Genomic DNA, 19,759 nt, shown 5'->3' with positions numbered 1-19,759 from the left:
TGTTATGAATAAGCGTTTTTATCTTATCCGGCTTTCAAGTCGTAGCGGTTCACGGTTTCCAGCTGGCTGGTGTAGAAGGCGACTTCGTTCTGTTTGGAGGCGACATCCTTCTCCAGTTCGAAGATGCGGGCCTGGAGCGCGTCGACGCTGTCCTGGGCGATGGCGCTCTGCCGCTCGGCCCGGATGGCCTGGGTTTCAAGCTCGCTTTCCAACCGCTTTACATCGTCTTCGCGCTCGCCAAGTGCCTGGGTGAGGACTTCAAGACGGGCACTGATGACGGTGCGGGACTGTTCGATCTGCGACTTGGCGGTGAGCGTCGATTCGAGCTTGGCGGACAATCGGGCGGCCTGTGCCTCGGTGCGGGCGGTGGCGGCTTCAAGCGTCTTGTTGCGGTCTTCGAGGCGCTTGACCTCGACGACGAGCTTGTCGTTTTCGATGCGGGTGGCTGCGCCGATCGCCTCATGCGCCTTCAGATTGGCCCGGACGGTATCGAGTTCGGCGCGCAGCTGCCCGGTTTCGATTTCGCGGGCCTTGCGCTCCTGCTGGTTGATCTGCGCCAGCTTGGCGGTCTCGTTGCGGGACTGAGTCGCCTCCTGCTCGCGCTGACGGGCGTAGAGGACGGCCGAATCCCTCTCCTGGCAGGCGAGGTCGTGCAATTCGCGCAGCCCGAGGATGTCAGCCGTCTTTTCCTGCAGCGCGGATTCGAGCGATTCGACCCGGTTGGTCAGGAAGACATTCTTGCTGTTGGCATCGTTGTATTTTTCGAGCAGTTCGGAAATGCGCGCCGTGCTGGAATCGTTGAGCGCCTTGAGAGCGGCGATATCCGAACGCAGCCCTTCGGCACCATCATTCGCAGCAGACAGTTGCGAATGTGCATTTTGCAGGGATTCCTCGACCTCCTTGTTGGCAACGCCGAGCAGGTGATATTTGTTGTTGAGGACATCCAGGTCCCAACGGGCCTTTTCAAAGCCGCGGCTGACCTCTTCATGGGCTTCACGCAGCGTCCGCAGTTCTGCGGTGACCGCGTCAAACTGCGCCGTCTTTTCCGTCAGGCCCTGGCGGACATGGGCGCGGTCCTGCTCGAGCACGGCGGTGGAGAGCGCCAGCTTGCGGTGCGCCTCGAACGAGCGGGCGAGTTCCTTTTTCAGGTCGGAAAGCTGCTTGGCGAGGCCGGATATGGCCTCCAGATGCTTCGTGACGGAGTCGATGCCGCCGTTGATGACCTGCTGGCTTTCCCCCATCTGTTCGAAGGAGGCGGAATCGCGAACGATGAGCGTTTCATCGCGAGGGCTGGGCTCTGGCTGGCTGCGTCCGGGATCAGACACCTTGCGCGAAAACAAGCTCATGATAGTCGCCACAGCCACCCTCCTGTCGAAATTTAAAATTTTTATGACATGGAGTTCAATGGCAGTCAACGCGTCACGATTTGTGAAACGAGTACTTCGTAAATTGTAGCAACACAGAGTAAGTTTAGAGTTAATTTACGACGATGATTGAAGGAAAGGAGGTTCCACGTGTTAGTGTTGGGTTTAATTGCGCGTGAAATGTGGTCAGTAACGTTAATTTGCCGCGCATCGTCGTAGGGTGCGAAGTGGGGGCCGGCGCCAACATCGCCTGCTGGGGCCGCGAGGGACGAGGTCCTCGCCGAGCTGGAGGAGGGGCGGACTGACCGTCTGGTGACGGCAGCGCATGTCACGCTGAGCGCCAACGCCTGCGTGCTGCGTCTGGAATCGCGGGACGGCGGTGTGCCGCTCAATCTCAACCGCCAACAGCTTCACAGCCTTCTGGAAGCCCTGGCACGGCTGTGCCGAACCGCGGGCTGGGTGGAAGAAGCGCGCATGCCGGGCTGGCTTGGGGTTCGGGCGCCAGTCAATGAACAATCCGTGCCGCCAAAGGGCAGTTGAGCCGGCCCGGCCGGTGGCGGCGCAGCGCCGGGGCCTGACGCCCGGGCATCGCAACCTTGCGCACGGTGTCGGCCTGTTGTGTGCAGGCGGAGCGAGCCAGAGCGGCCTGGCACCGCAGCACATGGAGATGATGCCCATCGCAAGGCGCTGGGGCCGGAAACAGGTTTCCTGGCAGATCGGTCGCGCGCCATCAGTCGCCCACGCGTTCCCGGCGTCGAGATGGCCACGATCGACGGGGGCGTCTGGTTTGAACAACCATTGTCTGTTGGGGACCGTTGACCGCACCCCGCTGGCCGAGGCCGAAGTTTGCGCCTGAGCGGCCACACCGGGCCTCGCGGCCATTGCATTGTTCAAGCTAAACAGTCACTTGAAAAATCCCCAAGGCCGGATAGATTGTCTCTCTTGTGTTAGATTACAAAAAGTTCAACTATAGCTTTGCAAACCAATCGTAAGGTATCATCGTAAGTATGTGTGATAGAGTATCAGTAGATGCTTTTTCGGGGCTGCAATTTTATATCCTTAGTAAAACGTCCGTTAGTGTGATAAAAAAAGTTTGGAGGTAACAGCTATGGGCGATGGATTTATGCCAAAGCGAGCAATAATTTTTCATGAGAATATTGATTTTGTAAGGGATATGACGAAGTATCTTGCGCGTTCTGGTTGGTCATGTGTTTTTTTAGCGGCCGTCGATCGTTTGGGTGACATTGGAAAACAGAATTCGATTTTGATAATCGACGTAAATTTGAGGAAAAGGCATCATTACATAGCCGATAAAGTATTGCGTTCGAACAAATACAAGATCGAAACTTTGGTGGTGAATGCTGCCGGATATGAGAAAAATGACTGGCAGAAGATCAAGGTTTATGCCGACATGATGACAATCCGGCACAAGCTTTTGTCCCAATCCGATTGGTACCGGGACGTGGAAGTGAATGTTGAAAGCGGTGCTAACCTGGGGGCTTGATCGGGAAATTCGTGGCGAATTTCCCGTGTCGGCAGGCGCTGCGGACATGTTCGAGATTGTAAAACAGGGCTGAAGCCCACAGCGCTGCCTGGATGACGCGCCGCGTGCTGTGCCGGGTTTGCGCCCCGGCGCTGCCGCGCGATCGACCCTGCAGAGCATGGCGCCGGAAGGCCGGGGCATCCAGACGCGTCTGATGCGCCGACAAGGTTCGGCTTCGGTCGATCCTGAGCCGTTTGCCGGCAAATTTTCCATCCTTCTGTCGCCACTGTCGCGGATCGGCATGTCGTTTGGTCAAGATGACACCGATCATGGGATCGACATGGTTGGCCAGCGTCACTGGCGTGCCCCCTATCCAAACCCGGCTTCCATCGCGGTCAAATTGGAACCAGAAATGGCTCAATATCTCGTTCCGGCGTGCAGCGCGCTGCACTAGGTTTAATAGGTAGTCACCACAATGTTAGTAAATAACCACGCTGCTTACATCAGGCGCATAGGTCAACGCCGTCAATGATGTCTGGCAGTAAATTTACGGTGCCCGGTTCGCAGTAATCGGCTTTGTTTGTGGCTATACGCATTGTAAAATTGGCGTCATAGGGTAATTGACGAATGTAATAGACAGTTATCCAATCTGTATTGAATGTGTCTTGTTACCTTGGGGGGGTAAGATGGTGCTGAACTGGACGTTGGAGGAGTATGTTGAGGGTCAAAAATCCACTTCCTTTGGTGATTGTATGACTATTCTTGTCGCAGGGGGCGATCGAGACTGGGTCAGAACCATGTCCAGCACGCTTATGGCGTTGGGGTATAGAACGTTAACGGCCTTTTGTTCGGATGATGCCTTGAAGATGATGACAACTGCCGAGATTTCGACCGCGATCGTTGAAGGCGCGCTGGAGGGGGAGGGCTTGAGTCTTGTCCAGGCCCTTGCGTCCCGCGCTGCCCAGGGCGGCAAGGCCCTGAATTCCATCCTGGCCGTGACACCGCCCGGGCCAGACACGACCGTGGCCCTGGTTGGTTCGTCCGTTGTGTATGTCGTCGACAAGTTTTGTGAACCAAAGCAATTCGATGATCTGCTGAAAGTGATGCAGCCGCCGCCGGTTGACGTGCAGTCGATCGCATCATTATCCAAGCAAATGCAGTTACTTAGTGCAGAAATGCAAGTGTTGAAGTGCTCGCTCGAGCAGGCAATCGCCAAGGATCCATGTCCTGTTGCTCCGCCGCCGCGCGAGCAAAGGCAGATCGATGCCGATATGGTCCGTAAACTGGCCCGTGCCGAGGCCGCCCGAGCCAGCGTCATAGGCGGCAAGATTCTGGGTGATCCGGCATGGAACATCCTGCTGGATCTGTTGCTTGCGTCCCTGGAAGGCCGTCGCGTGGCGGTCTCGAGCGCCTGTATCGTGACGGGTGTCGCAACAACAACGGCTCTGCGCCTCATAAACCGCATGATCAGCGACGGGGTGCTTGTCCGCGTGCCGGACGAGGCAGATGGACGCCGCGATTATCTGCAGATCGAGCCGGATGTCGAAGCAGCCCTGAAGGGCTATCTGTTTGATCTGACACAATTGTAGGAGCCAACCCCTGAGCCGGGCCGGATTGCGCGGAGGCTGGCTGGTTTGTTCGTGACATGCGGCGACGGCCGCGTTGTTGATCGTGGCATGGCCGCGTTCCGCGGCTTGTGCACGCTGGCAGAAGAGGTCCTGGCGTCAGGCTGGCGTCAGGGCCGATTCGGTCGAATGGCACCGTCATTCCCGCCCCCAATCCCCGGATTTTACCCAAGCCGCTACAGATGCGTTCATTTCCGGTTCTGACCATGGTTGTCGCCCAGCCGCCATGCCCCTCAGAACCTGTCGCTTTGAGGGCGGGCGGTATGCACTATGTTTTCGATTCCGCAATCATTCGGCACAATGACGTCGGCGGCGCGGTTGGTCTGACGCTTTCGGACGCAGACGCTTTTGCGCTGGGCTTGAGCTTTGGCACGACCGTGATCCGCCGTGGTGGCCAGGTGGTGGCCGTGGCAAAGGATGAGCGCGCCAGTTCGGCCCCGCTGGCCAGTGCGATAGCCGAAGGCCTGTCGAGAACGGGTTGTGACGTGCTTCATGTCGGGACAGGACCGCTGGCGATGCTCCGTTTTGCGCTCCGGCAGGCCGGCGCGGATGCGGGCGTCATGGTGGGCGGCCGTCATTACCCATCCAATTGGAATGGCTTCAAGCTGATGTTCGACCACGGACCGTTGCACGGAGCAACGATCCGCGATCTGGCTGCGCTGGCGGCCATCGGGGATTGGGAAACCGGCAAGGGCAGCGTTGGTGCGCTGCCGTTCGATGATGCTTATGCTGATCGCTTGCTGTCGGGCTATCGCGGCGGCGCCTTCAAGATTGCGTGGCAATGCGGCAGCGAGGCAGCCGGATCGGTTGTGCGCAAGCTGACCGATCGTTTGCCGGGTGAACATCACCTGTTGCCTGAAACATCCGATGGCCCGGCATCCTGCCAACAGCCTGCGCGCGCGCCGAACAATCTTGCCGCCGTCAGGCAATATGTGCTGTCTGAAGGGTGCGATGCCGGTTTCGCGCTTGATGGCGCAGGTGACAGGATCATCGCAATCGACGGGCAGGGCAGGGTGCTGTGGCAGGACCAGATTGTCGCCATCCTCGCCCGCTTTGCGGCTGAAGGTCCGCAAGAGGCGGCGCAGGCTGCCAACGCCGGACCAGGCCAGGCCCGGTGTGATGCGGATGGGCAGCACGGCGCCATGGCTGCGCTGTGGAAGCGTTGCCAGAAGCTGATCAAGCCCGGAATGAAGCATGTGCCCGCGGCCCCGGCCTGGGTGTCGAGCGGCGATATTTCGGGTGCACCGCGTTGGCGTGCCTTCGACGACAGTCTGTTCACGGCGCTGCGGCTGCTTGAAGCGATCCAGACGGCCGGAGGATCGCTGGCGGATATCGTGAATGCGATGCCGATCGTGCACAGCAGCCCGGAACTGCATTTTTGCGTGCCGCCGAACCGCAAGGTTGCCGTTATCACCGAGATCCGGCAGCGATTGCAGGCGGTCGGTCTGCCGATGGACGATGACGAAGCCGTGCGCGTTTCCCGGCCACACGGGGCGTGGCTGATCCGGTCATCGGACAGTGCAGACCTGCTGGTTGGACGGGCTGAATCTGCCACCGACAGCGGCCTTGCGGCATTGGTGATCGAAATGTGCAACGCCGTCGGCTTTTCGGTGGCGCCCATTCCCGTGAATTTGCCAAGGATCAGCGATCCGGTTCGTCTGCTGATCGATTGAATTGCCTGCGCGCGCGTCTGTCGGGAAACCGGTGGGCCAGGATCGCTGCCGTCAGGTCGATCGCACGGCCTGTTTTCGGATAAGCCACGGTGCACAACCCGTTGGCGAGTCCGGGATAACAGGGCCGGGGGTGTTGGCCACATGCCGCGCGGTCCCCCGCCAGCGGCGCAGATGCCGCGCCCAACGCAACCACAAGTGGAGCGAACGAACTTTGAGCGCAGGGGGAATTCCCGTTAGCGTCAACCATCGCGAGCAGGCTCCCCGCTCCAACCGTCAGGCGGGGGTAATCCTGGCTGCGAAACAGGCCTTTTGCAGGGGCCGTCCTCGTTGCTGATCGGAATCAAGGACTGTGCAAAATATTCTGGCGCAAAACTGCTCAAATCTTCTCGACCTTGAACGTCATTTTGTTGAAAATCTGGGTATCACTGCGCTGCGGCCGGAGGCCAAGCTGTTGCTTATCCTCAGCGAGGCGGGCTCCTTGACCATAAAGCAGGCGATCAGCCTGTCTGGGTTGTCCTACCGCGGCTTTTACCTCCTTCTGAACCGGCTGCTGGCGCAGGGCCTGATCGAGATCAATGATGACGACGATGACCGTCGCGTCCGCAAAATGAGTCTGTCGCGGCGTATCCTGTAGCTGGCTGGCAACCCGGCAGCATCGAATTGGACTTGCGTTCCCAACAGATCGTGATTTTATTGATTTTTAGTAATTATATTGAGCTTATTCGAATAAACTATTGCTTGCGAATCTGTTGAAATCGCTGAGTTTGAACCAGTAACGGACCTTTCTGTATCTGTTCGGTAACGGGATTTGGCTTCACGTTTCTGCAATGGCAAGTTTTCTATCAACCGCCGCGTCCCATTTCCGCGATGTGCTGGTTGTGGTCGTTTCGGCCGCGTTTGCCGTGTTCATGGCGATCTTGGTGAACACGCATGTGATCAAATCAGATGGCCCTGGTCCTGTCGGCCATGCCCTTGCCATTTACCTCATAATTTTCATCCACAAGAGGCGCTGCAATCGAAAATCCGATGCGTGAGCTCTGGACGATGTCGCCTGGGGCGATGCTGCAATGCCGGGTTAACACATCCTGATCCGGATGTTCTTGCGTGTGACGACACAGGCAGGTTTCCCCTAGGGCCTCGTGAGGTTGCCATCTCGGGTGGTGCCGTCAAGCCGCTGCCTGAAGCTGCTGGTGATAAAGGAACCTCGCCCGGCGCGCCGCGCGGTCAAGTCTCCATGCAGCACAAGGTATCAATCTGGCAAGCTTTGGTAAGAAGCCGGGATTGAAGTTCGTGTTTTTCGTGCGTTTAAGGGTGGATCGATTGTGAGGACGATGAGGCGCTGCTTGGGTGCAAGCGCTGTGCTGCTCGGCCTGACGGCAAGTGCTGCGGCAACACAGTCAACTCCTGCGGAAATAGACGCAGGGGCCGCTGCGGCGCCAACTCGTCCGGATATCGTGCGTTATGGCCCGCCGCAGCCGCAGGTGGACGTTCCCCGCCAAGACGCCGCGCCGAGTGCGCAGCACCCCGCAGTCTCGCCCGCCCTGCACAATCTGGCGGAACAGGCCGTGCGCCTGCACCCGCAAGTGAAGGCCGCCGAGGGACAGATCAAGGCCGCCGGTTATGATGTGCGCGGCGCAAGATGGCTGCGCTTTCCAAGCCTGACCGTAGAAGCCTTGGGGACCACACGCGGTAGCGCCAACGCCGCACAAGACGGCACGGTGCTGAATGCGGTGATTGAGCAGCCCATATGGACTGGGGGGCGCATTGGCGCTGCCATTGACCGCGCAAAGGCGCAGCTTTCGGTGCAGCAAGCGGCACTCGACGAGACAGTGCGTGACCTGACGCTGCGCGTGATCCAGGCCTATTTTGATGTTGTCGGGGCGTCGCGGCGGATCGAAGTGCTGGAAGATGCCCTGAAACAACATGACGAACTTGCAGCCACGATCAAGCGGCGCGTTGATCAGGAGATCAGCCCCAGGTCTGATCTTGATCTCGCGCGCGCCCGCAGCGCCCAATCCCAACAGCAGTTGGCGTTGGCACAGGCACAGCGCGGCGCCGGCTTGAGCGCCATCGTTGAGCTGATCGGGAGCGAGGTGGTCGTGGTGGGATCGATGGCACCATATGACGCGGCGATTCACCAACCCGCACGGAATGATGCGCTGGAAAAAGCGACGATGTGCGACCCGCGGTCGGCGCGCTTTTCGGCGCAGGCGATTGTAGCGCGAGCGGAGCAGCGCTCTGCAAGGGCCGCCCTGATGCCGCAATTGGTTGGCCAATTGTCCAGCAACGAGGTGCTGGGCGAACGCGTGGGTGTCGCGCTGCGGGCGCAAACGGGCAACGGGCTGTCGCAAGCGGCGGCGGCGCAAGGGGCTTCGCAGCGGGCCCTGGCCAGTGAGGAAGCGATAGCCGGCGCTCAGCGTGACCTGCGCGAGGCGCTGCGCCTTGATTTTGTCAATAACGCCGCCGCACGCGACCGTATCAGCAGCGCCAGCGCGGCTGCGGCGAGCTCGCGCTTTGTTATCGATTCCTACAAGCGCCAGTTCATCGCGGGCCGTCGCACTTGGCTCGATGTCATGAACGCCTTGCAGGAAACGACAAACAACCGGCTTGCTGTCATCGAAGCGGAAGCAACGGCGCAAGTGACGGCGGCTCGGATCGCGTTGCGGACCTGTGCCTGGCAGCCGCGGCCGCTTTCAACCGAGACGGAAAAATCATCATGACCCAGAACAGCGGGCTTTTCGGCGTTGTGGAGGTATTTGCGCGTTCGAAAGGAACGTCGCTGGCACCAGGCTGGTACGGCGATCTGGAGAACGATAGGTTTGACCTGAATGCGGAGTCATTGACCCGGTTGTGCGCAAGCCTGGGTTGGCCTGCCCCAAGCGGTTTGTCGCTGAAGCCCCGGCCGGATCAGTTTCCCCTCCTGCTCTGGTCACCCGGTACGGGCTTTGCCGTTGCAGAACAGTGGTGCAGTGAATTGCTGCTGAGGATCGCGGGGGATGCGCCAAATACGGTCCCCTATTCCGAAGACATGTTGTTCTTTGACATTGAATTTCCAGACCCCCTGCAGGGTGGGACGGTCGAAAAGGCAATTGATGTCTTCTGGCGGGCTGTCCTGCGCCGACGCAATGTTCTGATGACGGCGGCGCTGGCAACGATTGTTGCCAATGTCCTCACATTGGCAACCTCGCTTTATTCGATGCAATTGTTCGATCGGGTCATCCCGCTGGGAAGCTTCTCGACCTTGTGGGTCCTCACGGTCGGTGTGCTTATCGCCCTGTTGATCGACCTGATCATCCGCACGACCCGCGCATTGATGATCGAACGGGAAGCAGCCGAAATCGATGCTGAAGTTTCGGAGTATTTCTTTGCACGCGCGCAAGCGGTGCGTTTGGATGTGCGCCCGCCCGGCATTGGTACCATGGCCGCCCAGCTTCGGGGACTTGAACAGGTCCGGGGCATCATGTCCTCCACATCGCTGTTTCTGGTCGCCGATCTTCCCTTTGCGCTGTTGTTCATTCTGGTTGTCTATTGGATTGGCGGCGTCGTTGCCTTGGTGCCGATCATTTCGCTGCCAGTGGCGCTGCTGACATCCTTTTTCATCGCCAGATCCATTCGTGCGGGCACAGAGAAGGCGCAGGTGAGTGGCAACCGCAAGAACGGAATGCTGGTTGAATCCCTGGATGCCGTGGAAACCATAAAAGCCAACCGGGGCAACTGGTTCATGCTGGCCCGCTGGAACCGCCTGATCCGGGAGGTGCATCATTACGAGGATCCGATCAAGCGCACGTCGGCATTCACGGCGTCGGTCTTCGCGTCGCTGCAACAGTTTGCCTATGTCCTGTTGATGGCGGTGGGGGCCTACGAAGTCGCCCAGGGTCGATTGACGGCAGGCGGCCTGCTGGCGTGCTCCATCATCGCCGGCCGGATCAATGGCCCTCTGATCAGCATGTTGCCCAATCTTATTGTTCAGTGGGGTTATGCCAAATCGTCGCTCAAGGCGCTGGATGCCATCATGGCGCTGCCCATCGAACGCGGCACGGAGCAGGGGGCCATCAGACCCGGCAAGATCGCCGGCAGTCTTTTGCTGGCGGACGTCAAGTTCGGCTATGCCGGCGCCCGGGAAGGCATTGACATTCCGCGCCTCGAAATCCGGCCTGGTGAGCGTGTTGCCATCATCGGCGGAGTGGGCTCCGGCAAATCAACATTGCTGCGCCTGATGGCCGGCTTGTTTCTGCCCCAGCAAGGCTCTGTAACCCTCGGTGGTCTCGACGTGGCGCAGATTGCTGAAGACATACTGCGAAATCACGTCGGCTATATTCCGCAGGACTATCGTCTGGTGAACGGCACCTTGCGCGAAAATCTGCTGATGGGTCTGGGCAGCATCAGCGACGAGGTCCTGTTGCGCTGCGCGCAGCAGACCGGCGTGGACCGCATGATCGCGGCGCACCCCAAGGGCCTTGATCTGATGATCACCGAAGGCGGCCGCGGCCTTTCGGGCGGCCAGCGTGGCCTTGTCGGCATAACCCGCCTGCTGCTCGGTACACCGGAACTGCTGATGCTGGACGAACCCACGGCCAGTCTGGATCAGGGCGCCGAACAGATGGTCATGGCAAGCGTGGTGCGTCTTCTGACGCCCGGTCGCACATTGATCCTGGTGACACACCGCCTCCAGCTGCTGTCGGCAGTTCAGCGGGTGATCGTCATGGGTCAGGGACGGGTTGTTATGGACGGGCCGACTTCAGAAGTGATCGCACGCCTTTCAGCCAATCGCAGCGGGCCGCAAGCCGTAAAGCCAAACGTTGCAGCCGAATGAACATAGGTCAACATTGATGAACATGCTCAAAGCAATCCGGCTTCCAACCTGGATCATCTTGACCTCTGCTGTCGCAGTGTTCGCCTTTTTCATGTGGGCGTCTTGGGCAGAGATTGATCAGATTACCCGTGGTACCGGGAAAGTGATACCCGTCGCGAAAGTTCAGATCATCCAGAGTGCCGACGGCGGCGTCATTGACGAAATCCGGGTGCGGGAGGGTGACGTTGTCAACAAGGGCCAACTTCTGGTGTTGATCGACCGGATCAAGGTGCAGTCAGCCGTCGACGAAAGCCGCGCCAAGGTGGCCGCCTTCAGGAGCGTGATGAGCCGTATCGAGGCCGAGCTGTATGACAGGCCGCTGACATTCCCGGCCGAAGTGCAGGCCTTTCCGGACTTTGTCACCAATCAGACGGCGTTGTATCGCAAACGCCGGCAAGCCATCCAGGCTGAAATCGCGTCGCTGGGATCGGTCCAGGGGTTGATGCAGCAGGAACTGGAACTCAATCTGCCCCTGGTTGCCAGCGGCGATGTGGCCAGAGCCGAAATCATTCGCATGCAGCGCGGCATCGCCGATATTCAAGGTCAGATCGTCAACAAGCGCAGCAAGTACCAGCAGGATTTGCAGGCTGAGTTCGCGAAGGTCGAAGAAGAAATGGTCAGTGCCAAGCAAGTCCTGGCCCAGCGCATGGATGCCTTGTCTGCCACAGAGCTGCGATCATCTGCAAACGGGATCGTCAAGAATGTTCGTTTCACAACGGTTGGGGCTGTGCTCCGGCCGGGTGATGAGGTCATGCAGATCGTGCCAACGGGCGAGAGATTGATCGTGGAGGCGCAGGTTTCCCCGCGCGATATAGCCTTCATCAAGCTGGGGCAGACTGCATCGATCAAATTCGATACGTACGACAGCGCCATTTACGGATCTGGATCTGGTCTCGTTTCGTATATCAGCCCCGATACGCTGGTGGAGCAGCGGCCTGATGGCGAGAACGCGACATATTATCGTGTAAACTTCGACGTCGATATCGCGGACATGAAGCCAAAAAAACCGAATGAACAGATCGAGATCCAGCCAGGCATGACGATAACGGCCGAGATCAAGACTGGCGAGAATACCGTCCTCAGATACTTGACCAAGCCCATATTGAAGACGGTTTCCGAGTCCTTCGGGGAGAAATGACAGTCTGAATTGCGCCGGGTTTGCTGGAGGCTGTTTGGTTTGAGTCACGCGGCGATAGCCGTTCCGTGCCCGCCGGTCGTCCACCCGCGCGACTTGTTCGGCCGCAGCGGCGCGTTCAATCGCTATTCAAATTCAGCCAGATCGTAGCGGTTGACCAAAGCTGTCCTTCCGGAAACCCTGTATCGGAACCCGCCGCCTCGGGAATCCCGTTCACGCGTTCACCGCCTAAACGGTTAACTGAAACCGTTTTCGACCCTAGTTCACACAAGCGTGGGGGGCACAAAGACGGCGCCCCAATTTGGCAAATAACATGAATAAAGTCAGATGTTTAAAAGGTTCTTGTTTCGAACGAACTGGGCGGATGACCTTATACCATCCAGGCTGGCGAAGCGCTATCGAAGGGCACGGTAGACCATTTCGACAAGCCGGTTTCTGCCGTTTGTGAATTTATCGTTCCTTGCTGTTACCCCAAAATATTGGATGGTTGGTATCGTTCAATATCGACCAGGTCGGACATGAACAGTGAACCGGCTGAGCAGATAAACGTTTCAGCGCGTCAGGCATATTGGCAGGAGCTTATGATTGTGGATAGCATGTCGGCTGATTTTTCGACCTCATCAAGACAATCGGACGGGAACTTCATGGGTCAGATGGAAGCCATGGCTGAACACGTAAAATTACTGGAAGCGTTCTTGTCTCAAGCTGAAGGTAATTTGAATGCGTGCCGGATTGCTGTTAATCTGATACAATCAGGTGCAATTGCTGAATATGGTGCCGACGCGCGGCCAGCGCGTTACCAATCCAGTCTGGTAACAGATGGGTTGGCCAGTAAAAATGCTATGAGACAGGAAGAGCAGGCACACAAAAAGTACAGACGGAGAAATTACGGCTCCGTTAACGTCGATGTGGTGCAGTTGTTCCGTAAATATATTTCGGAAGTGGGTATAGGGCCGATCATATTGTTCATGAAAATGTTGGAACAGTGCGGCAGCATAGTGGAATCTGCGGAATTGCTGGCGGCGCTTGACACGAATTCGAAGAATGTCATCAAATTATACATTTCAAAGCTGCGGAGTGTTCTTCGGAAGAAAAACGTCATCGTAGACATCGTATGCGTAAACGGTGGATATGGCTTGCACGCAGATTCGATCGTAAACATAATAAAGGGCCTCAACTTTACCGAAGAAGAAGTTCAGTTGACGATGCAGATTCTCCCTAAAGGGCGGAAAAAAGGCAATGTCGTCAAATTGACGTGAAAGATGCTGACAGGGGCGTCGTCTTTTGGCCCATCACCCGGACGACGCCCTTCAACCCCCGTCTGTCGTCCACCCGTGCTGCACTGCGTGGCCGCTTCGCAGCAGCGGCGCGATCGCCCGCCACGCAAGATCGACCAGACCGTAGCGGCTCACCACGGGCGCCCTTTTCCGGAACGTTTGAATCACAACTTCGCCGCCTTGGACATGCATTCGGGCGCACGAGCGTCTGGTCTTGCGTCACAGCGTTCAGGGGTCACGACAGCGGCTTTGGACAGCCGGTCTTTCAGAGCGATCATTTCACAATAAATGTCGATCTTCGACCAATCGCCCTTCTCATAGCCCATGGCATTCACGAAGAAAATCCGTGCGGCTGAGGCCCGCGACTGCAAGATCCTGCGCAACAGGCGCAGATGACGTTCCTTCATGTTGATGTCGATCACCAGCATGATCGATTGATCCGTGGATGAATCAAAGGCGCTGAAAAACGGACCGCCGCGGAAATGCGGTGATGCATGCCGAGAACGCAATCTCTTCAGCAAATCTCGGCCAAAATCAGCATTTTCGTGGACAATCAGTACGCTCTTATCATCCCAGCAGTTGACACAATCTCTCGCAAACATTCGATAGAAACTCCGCTCCCCTGATTGGGCATCGGGGATCTCATGTCGATTGCGCGTGGCAGTCGCAGTCGAGATAACGCAGCGCAAACATCAAAGTTGCGCATTATCGGCTATCTGCTGCCCTGAAGCGTTTCAGACGGTGTTTCGCCAAACTGGCGCTTGTAGAGGGTCGAGAATGCGGAAGATGACGAGTAGCCCATTGAATGGGCAATCGACGTGATGCTGTCGCCTGGACCCATGGAGAGCACGCGCTGCCGGGCGCCCAGCAGGCGCTCCTTGCGTTGCCACTGCATCGGTGAGCAGCCGAAACGCGCCATGAAGGCATATTGCAGAGCCCGGGCGGACAAGCCGCTCACCCTTTCCATTTCGGTCAATGTGAGAGGGCGGTCCACCGACGCACGCACCAGGTCGCATATGATATCCAGACGATGGCTCTCGACACGACCTTCCCAGCCACCGGCTGGACGCAACAGGCATGAAACGATCCACCGGTTGATCACGTCCTCAACGCCCAAGATCTCCAATGCCTGTGCATTGTCAAACAGGCTGTCAATCAAACTGCAAATGCGAGCAAATGATTGGAACCGTGAACGCTCTTCAACAAGGTCCAGGTGATAAAATTCCGAAAGAAAATTTTTGTTCCAGACATCAGGGAAACTGTAAGCCAGAATGGATTTTATCGCATCCTGGTCGACAGATATGAAGACAGACGATGAAAAACTCCTTTTGGTTGTGCGGCGAGCATTCGGGAAAATCGCAGCATTGGCTCCTGCCGCGAAATCGAACGTCTTTCCTTCGCACGTCATCCTGGCCGAACCCACAAAAGGCACGGCGAGAAAAAAGCCATCGTCCTGCTCTAAGATCAGATTGCAGGGGCTGCTCATGTGGGCGATCAGCCAGGTGTTGCCGATCGGCGCCGTGGCTATTCGGGTGATGAATTTCGAACTGCCAATCGCTTCAAAATCCAGGAGTTTTCGATTGTCTCCTGTCAGGGCATCGGCGGCAGCGCGCGGATCGAGATGCAAGACCGCCCTGCGGTCACCAAACGGCAATGGGAAAGCATAAGGCAATCAACGGCCCCCAAAAAAGTTGAGAAAAAACGCCAGTCACAAAGCCAATAAAAATAATATTTTAAGATATCACAAATGTGATTTTTGTACATTGCGATTGTTTGTCGCAGCTCGCCAGAGGTTTCTTGTCAGATCAGGCTCTGTCAATGGCCGTTCGGTAGACAGCGACTGATTACACAGCCCCATCAGATACATAGGCACGAAGGCCGCATGCCATTGTCCAGGGGGTGATCCCGCGATCAGATGGTCTGGCGCGGCTTGCGCAACCGTCGGAAATAGCGCTGCTCACCAACAGCGCCGCCCGGTAAGGATAGCGGCGGCAGACCTGCCACAAAGCCACCATGCCTGGATGACGTGCGCCATGCCCCTGCTGTTCGCCGCTGCTAACGCAGCGAAAGAGACGCCCCGCTCGATTGGTGGGCGGGGGAACAGTGGGTCATCAAGCTGAGACCAATTTTCCGGCCCGTTTGTCTCGAGCCGAAAGGTCCGAAAGCGGACCTGAATCGCTTTGATAATCTGCACATTCTTTACGATGATAAAGGTAAGTGGGCAGGGTAATGACGTGCGCAGAAACATCGAAAAAACAGTCAATCGCATTTCGGCATTATTCGGTGTTGGTGCATTGGCTATGTTTTGGTTTGATGCGAACATGTGGTTTTTGGTATTTTCATCCTGGCTGGTGTTGTGGATTACACTGCAGTTGGTAGGCCAGGGTATCGCAACGGCCTTGGAAAAGCGCTTGCTCCCACCGCCTTATTACTTGCTGGTCAAGCCGGCTGATATTGCGGTGGGCGTCAATGATCTTGAAAGGTCGGACGCCAACTGTGCGTGTTGTGGCGCCCGTACCCTTTCCTGTGGCGCGAACGGAGATGTGGTCCGATAATCCGGGCGCCGGCGGAGCTGGAACTGTCGGCAATCGACGTCGATATTCGGCACGCTAAGCCAGCGTTTTGGCGCCGAGGAACCATTTCATGTCCGCAGCGCTTGGCGAATGGTTGTAATTGGGCGGGATTGCTGCCGAACCCAGAACGCTGTTCGAAGGGTTTCCACGCATCGCCGGTAACGCAGTCGAGCCAGATCTGGGCCACTGACCTGACCCCGGATCAACTGTGGCGCAGGTCAAGCATCGCCATGGTGCGCAGCTTCGTCTGCCGCATCAGGATGGACGACTGGTTCCGCCGGCGCGCTCTGGCGTGGCGGCCGTCGATTACGCTGGAGACGAATTTCTATATCGAGGACTTGAAGGCAGAGGACCGAGGGTCGATTGCTCTGGCCCCGACCATCGGAATCAAGTTTGGGGGCAGATGTTGTTCACGATCCGCACAAGGGCCGATGGTTCGCGATAACCGCGGCCCTTTTTACGTCCGGCTTGCGGGAGAGCCTTGCACGACGCGGGTTCCTGTACCACAAGATGGCATGCTCCATTCAAGCCGCTCTTCCAATCGGTTAACCGCCGTGATGTTCCGCAATGTCGGGCTGGCGCTCCTCCTCTTCCTTCCGGTCGCAGGGCTCAACGCGCAGGTACCGGCGCCGGCCGTTCCACCTGCCGTCGATCCCTCGCTCTATGCCGGCCTTTCGTACCGCATGGTCGGGCCGTTTCGCGGCGGCCGCGCGACTGCCGTCACCGGCATTGCCGAGCAGCCCCATGTGTTCTTCATGGGCACCACCGGCGGCGGCGTGTGGAAAACCGACGATGCCGGCGGCCACTGGACGAATATCACCGACGGCTTTCTGGACGTCGGCAATATCGGTGCCATCGATGTGGCCGACAGTGATCCGCGCATCATCTATGTCGGCACCGGTTCGGCCGGCATCCGCGGCAACAGCTCGGTGGGGCGCGGCGTGTGGAAATCGGTTGATGGCGGCAAGAGCTGGCGCCACGTGGGGCTGCCGGAATCGGGTGCCATCGGCAAGCTGGTGGTGCATCCGACCAATCCCGATATCGTCTATGTCGCCGCGCTCGGCCATCCCTTTGGCCGCAACAAGGAACGCGGCGTCTATCGCACGCGCGATGGCGGTGCCACCTGGGACCATGTGCTGTTCCTGAACGACGGCACCGGCGCGGTGACGCTGTCGATGAGCCCCGACAACCCCGACGAGGTCTATGCCGGGATGTCGCGCATCGAACGCAAGCCGTGGACGATGATTTCCGGCAGCGCGGAAGGCGGCGTGTACCGGACCACCGATGGCGGCGGGTCATGGAAAAAGCTGGGCGGCGGCCTGCCGACGGGGCTGGTCGGCAAGGTGGGGGTGACGGTGTCGCCGGCCAATCCGCGCCGCGTCTGGGCGCTGGTGGAGGCGGAGCCGGACGGCGGCCTGTATCGTTCGGACGATCGCGGCGAAAGCTGGACGCTGGTCAACAGCGATGCGCAGGTGCGCGGGCGGCCTTGGTATTACGGCCATGTGCGCGCTGACCCGGTGGATGCCGACAAGATGTTCGTGATGAACGTGCCGCTGCTGCGATCAACCGATGGCGGTGCGACGTTCACGAAGATCCCGGTGCCGCACGGCGACACCCACGATATCTGGATCAACCCGCGCGACCCGCGCATCTTCGGCATGTCCAACGATGGCGGCACGGTGGTGACCGTGAACGACGGGCGCACCTTCTCTTCGGTGTACAACCAGCCCACCGCCGAGCTGTACGACGTGCAGGTGGACAATCAGGTCCCCTACCGCCTGTATGGTTCACAGCAGGACAATTCGAGCATCAGCGTGTTGCAGCGGCGCCTGCACAATTCGCTGCGCGCGCAGCAGGAATGGGGCTATGCCGCCGGCTGCGAGACCGGCCCGGCCGCGCTGCACCCCGATCATCCGGAAATCCTGTTCGGCGGCTGTTATGGCGGCCATATCAACCGCTATGATGTGCGCAACGACACCAGGGTGAGCATCTCCGTCCTGCCGGAGGCGATGGCGATCGCACCGCGGGACAAGATCAACCGCTGGCAATGGCTGGCGCCGATCGTGGTGAGCCCGATTGAGCCGGCCACCGTGTTTCATGCCAGCCAATATCTGTACCGCAGCCGCGACCGCGGCGACACCTGGACCCGCATCTCGCCGGATCTGACGACGAACGACCCGCGTTATCAGGCCTGGCCGGGCGAGCCGATCACCGCCGATGGCCCTAACGGCGCGGAGACGTTCACGACCATCCTGGCGGTGGCGCCATCGCCGCACGATGCGCGCACCATCTGGGTGGGCACCGACGACGGCCGCCTGCACATCACCCGCGATGACGGCGCGCGCTGGACCGAGATCACGCCGAAGGGGCTGCCGCCGCTGACGACCATCAACCGCATCGAGGTGTCGCCGCATGCGCCGGGCCGCGCCTTCGTGGCTGCGCACCGTTACCGGCTGGATGACTTCACTCCGCATGTCTATCGCACCGATGATTTTGGTGCGACATGGACGCGGATCGCCGATGGCGCCAACGGCATCCCCGCCAACCATCCGGTGCGGGTGGTGCGCGAGGATGATCAGCAGCGCGGGCTGTTGTATGCGGGCACCGAATTCGGGCTGTTTGTCTCCTTCGATGATGGCGCGCGCTGGCAGTCGCTGCAGCTCAACCTGCCGATGACGCCGGTGATGGACCTGAAGGTGCACCGCGGCGACCTGGCGGTGGCCACGCAGGGGCGGTCGTTCTGGATATTGGACGATCTGGGGCCGCTGCGCGAACTGGCCGCCGAGGCAGCTTCCCGCATGGCGCAGCCAGGCACGGCGCGGCTTTATGCGCCGCGCCCCGCAGCGCGCGGGGTGGGCGCCATGCCGCTGCAGGAGGTAGAACTGGTGCTGCCCGACGACCTGCCGCACGGGGCGCTGATCCATTATGTGCTCAGCGCCAAGGCTGCGGATGCGACGCTGGAGATCCTGGATGCGCGCGGCACCGTGGTGCGCCGCTTCGATACGAAGGAGGCTGCAGGTGAAGGGGCCGCCGCCGACACGAAGCCGGACCAGATGGCCACGACCCCGGGCTTCCACCGCGTCGTGTGGGACTTGCGCGCCGAAGGGCCGCAGGGGCCGCGGCCGGATGGCAGTGGCGCGCGCGCCGGGCAGGGGGTGAAGGTGCCGCCGGGGCGCTACACGGTTCGGCTGACTACAGGGACGCAGGTGGCTACGCAGCCGTTGACGGTGACCGGCAACCCGCGTGCGCCCGATATCACCCAGGCCGATTATGACGCGCAATATGCCGTGGCCAGCGCGGCGCGCGACACGATCAGCGCCATGAACCGCACGCTGGCCGACGTGCGCGCGCTGCGCGGTGCCTTGTCCGGCGCGCCGGACAAAGCCACTGCAACGGGGGCTGACGCTGGGGCGAACGTTCCCCGGACGGCCCCCCTGACCGGCCAGGCGGCGGCGCTTGATAAGGCGCTTCGCGCGGTGGAGGCGACGTTCGTGCCGTTACCGGTCCCTGGTGAACGCGGCGTGCCCGCCGGCCTGAGCGCCCAATATGGCACGCTTTACGGCATGCTGGTGGGCGATGGCGGGTATAGCTCTGGCAGCGCCGAAGGCCGTCCGCCCGCGAGCTGGGTGCAGCGCAAGGCAGAGCTTGATCAGCAATGGCAGGCGGTGCGGGCGCGGTTGCAGGCGATCACCACCGGGGAACTGGCGCGTTATAATGCGCAGGCGCAGGGTCGCGGCCTTCCGGAGCTTCGCCTGTCACCCGCGTGACGCCGCAGGG

The 19,759-nt window shown here is 59.3% G+C and carries 15 protein-coding genes; 12 read left to right on the top strand and 3 right to left on the bottom strand.

The window, feature by feature from the left end; translation table 11 throughout:
* Positions 1–23 precede the first annotated feature (23 nt).
* The gene (locus ACTIEZ_RS10290) at positions 24–1,346 is read right to left on the bottom strand and encodes a hypothetical protein (RefSeq protein WP_439546586.1); all 1,323 of its coding nucleotides are present in this window, start codon (positions 1,344–1,346) and stop codon (positions 24–26) included.
* Between the two features lie 330 nt (positions 1,347–1,676).
* Here ACTIEZ_RS10290 and ACTIEZ_RS10285 point away from each other — a divergent pair, with 330 nt between their 5' ends.
* The 10 genes from ACTIEZ_RS10285 to ACTIEZ_RS10240 all read left to right on the top strand — a co-directional run bounded on the left by ACTIEZ_RS10285 (position 1,677) and on the right by ACTIEZ_RS10240 (position 13,391).
* Positions 1,677–1,904, top strand: coding sequence for a hypothetical protein (locus tag ACTIEZ_RS10285; protein WP_439546585.1), 228 nt, complete (start codon positions 1,677–1,679; stop codon positions 1,902–1,904).
* Positions 1,905–2,472: 568 nt separating this feature from the next.
* Positions 2,473–2,868 carry a hypothetical protein gene (locus tag ACTIEZ_RS10280; protein ID WP_439546584.1) on the top strand — a complete coding sequence of 132 codons (396 nt, stop codon included), beginning with the start codon at positions 2,473–2,475 and terminating at the stop codon, positions 2,866–2,868.
* 157 nt (positions 2,869–3,025) lie between these two features.
* Positions 3,026–3,301, top strand: a complete 276-nt coding sequence (locus ACTIEZ_RS10275; RefSeq protein ID WP_439546583.1) for a hypothetical protein — start codon at positions 3,026–3,028, stop codon at positions 3,299–3,301.
* A gap of 343 nt (positions 3,302–3,644) precedes the next feature.
* Positions 3,645–4,436: a response regulator gene (locus ACTIEZ_RS10270; RefSeq protein WP_439546582.1), complete on the top strand. Its 792-nt coding sequence runs from the start codon at positions 3,645–3,647 to the stop codon at positions 4,434–4,436.
* 299 nt (positions 4,437–4,735) lie between these two features.
* A complete protein-coding gene (locus ACTIEZ_RS10265) occupies positions 4,736–6,145 on the top strand; it encodes a phosphomannomutase (RefSeq protein ID WP_439546581.1) in 1,410 nt (469 codons plus the stop codon).
* A gap of 349 nt (positions 6,146–6,494) precedes the next feature.
* On the top strand, positions 6,495–6,779 hold the full coding sequence (locus ACTIEZ_RS10260; RefSeq protein WP_439546580.1) for a hypothetical protein: 285 nt from the start codon (positions 6,495–6,497) through the stop codon (positions 6,777–6,779).
* Positions 6,780–7,503: 724 nt separating this feature from the next.
* Positions 7,504–8,865 (top strand): TolC family protein, encoded by a 1,362-nt coding sequence (locus ACTIEZ_RS10255; RefSeq protein WP_439546579.1) that lies wholly within the window; start codon positions 7,504–7,506, stop codon positions 8,863–8,865.
* Complete coding sequence (locus ACTIEZ_RS10250; protein WP_439546578.1) at positions 8,862–10,958, top strand: ATP-binding cassette domain-containing protein; 2,097 nt, start codon at positions 8,862–8,864, stop codon at positions 10,956–10,958. Before ACTIEZ_RS10255 ends, ACTIEZ_RS10250 begins: the two co-directional genes overlap by 4 nt.
* Positions 10,959–10,974: 16 nt before the next feature.
* Positions 10,975–12,135, top strand: coding sequence for an HlyD family efflux transporter periplasmic adaptor subunit (locus ACTIEZ_RS10245; RefSeq protein ID WP_439546577.1), 1,161 nt, complete (start codon positions 10,975–10,977; stop codon positions 12,133–12,135).
* Positions 12,136–12,650: 515 nt separating this feature from the next.
* Positions 12,651–13,391: a hypothetical protein gene (locus tag ACTIEZ_RS10240; protein WP_439546576.1), complete on the top strand. Its 741-nt coding sequence runs from the start codon at positions 12,651–12,653 to the stop codon at positions 13,389–13,391.
* 182 nt (positions 13,392–13,573) lie between these two features.
* Here the strand turns inward: ACTIEZ_RS10240 and ACTIEZ_RS10235 are convergent, their stop codons facing one another.
* Together ACTIEZ_RS10235 and ACTIEZ_RS10230 are read right to left on the bottom strand one after the other, a co-directional pair.
* Positions 13,574–13,837, bottom strand: coding sequence for a hypothetical protein (locus ACTIEZ_RS10235; RefSeq protein WP_439546575.1), 264 nt, complete (start codon positions 13,835–13,837; stop codon positions 13,574–13,576).
* Positions 13,838–14,121: 284 nt separating this feature from the next.
* Positions 14,122–15,036 (bottom strand): helix-turn-helix transcriptional regulator, encoded by a 915-nt coding sequence (locus ACTIEZ_RS10230; protein WP_439546574.1) that lies wholly within the window; start codon positions 15,034–15,036, stop codon positions 14,122–14,124.
* 607 nt (positions 15,037–15,643) lie between these two features.
* Here ACTIEZ_RS10230 and ACTIEZ_RS10225 point away from each other — a divergent pair.
* Together ACTIEZ_RS10225 and ACTIEZ_RS10220 are read left to right on the top strand one after the other, a co-directional pair.
* Positions 15,644–15,964 (top strand): hypothetical protein, encoded by a 321-nt coding sequence (locus ACTIEZ_RS10225; RefSeq protein WP_439546573.1) that lies wholly within the window; start codon positions 15,644–15,646, stop codon positions 15,962–15,964.
* A gap of 575 nt (positions 15,965–16,539) precedes the next feature.
* On the top strand, positions 16,540–19,749 hold the full coding sequence (locus ACTIEZ_RS10220) for a VPS10 domain-containing protein (RefSeq protein WP_439546572.1): 3,210 nt from the start codon (positions 16,540–16,542) through the stop codon (positions 19,747–19,749).
* The last annotated feature ends 10 nt before the right edge of the window (positions 19,750–19,759 follow it).

Origin of the sequence: Sandarakinorhabdus sp. (genome assembly GCF_051860625.1) — a bacterium.
GTDB lineage: Bacteria > Pseudomonadota > Alphaproteobacteria > Sphingomonadales > Sphingomonadaceae > Sandarakinorhabdus.
Note: the sequence above shows the minus strand (reverse complement) of the source record. Positions and strands in the feature narration are given on the sequence as shown.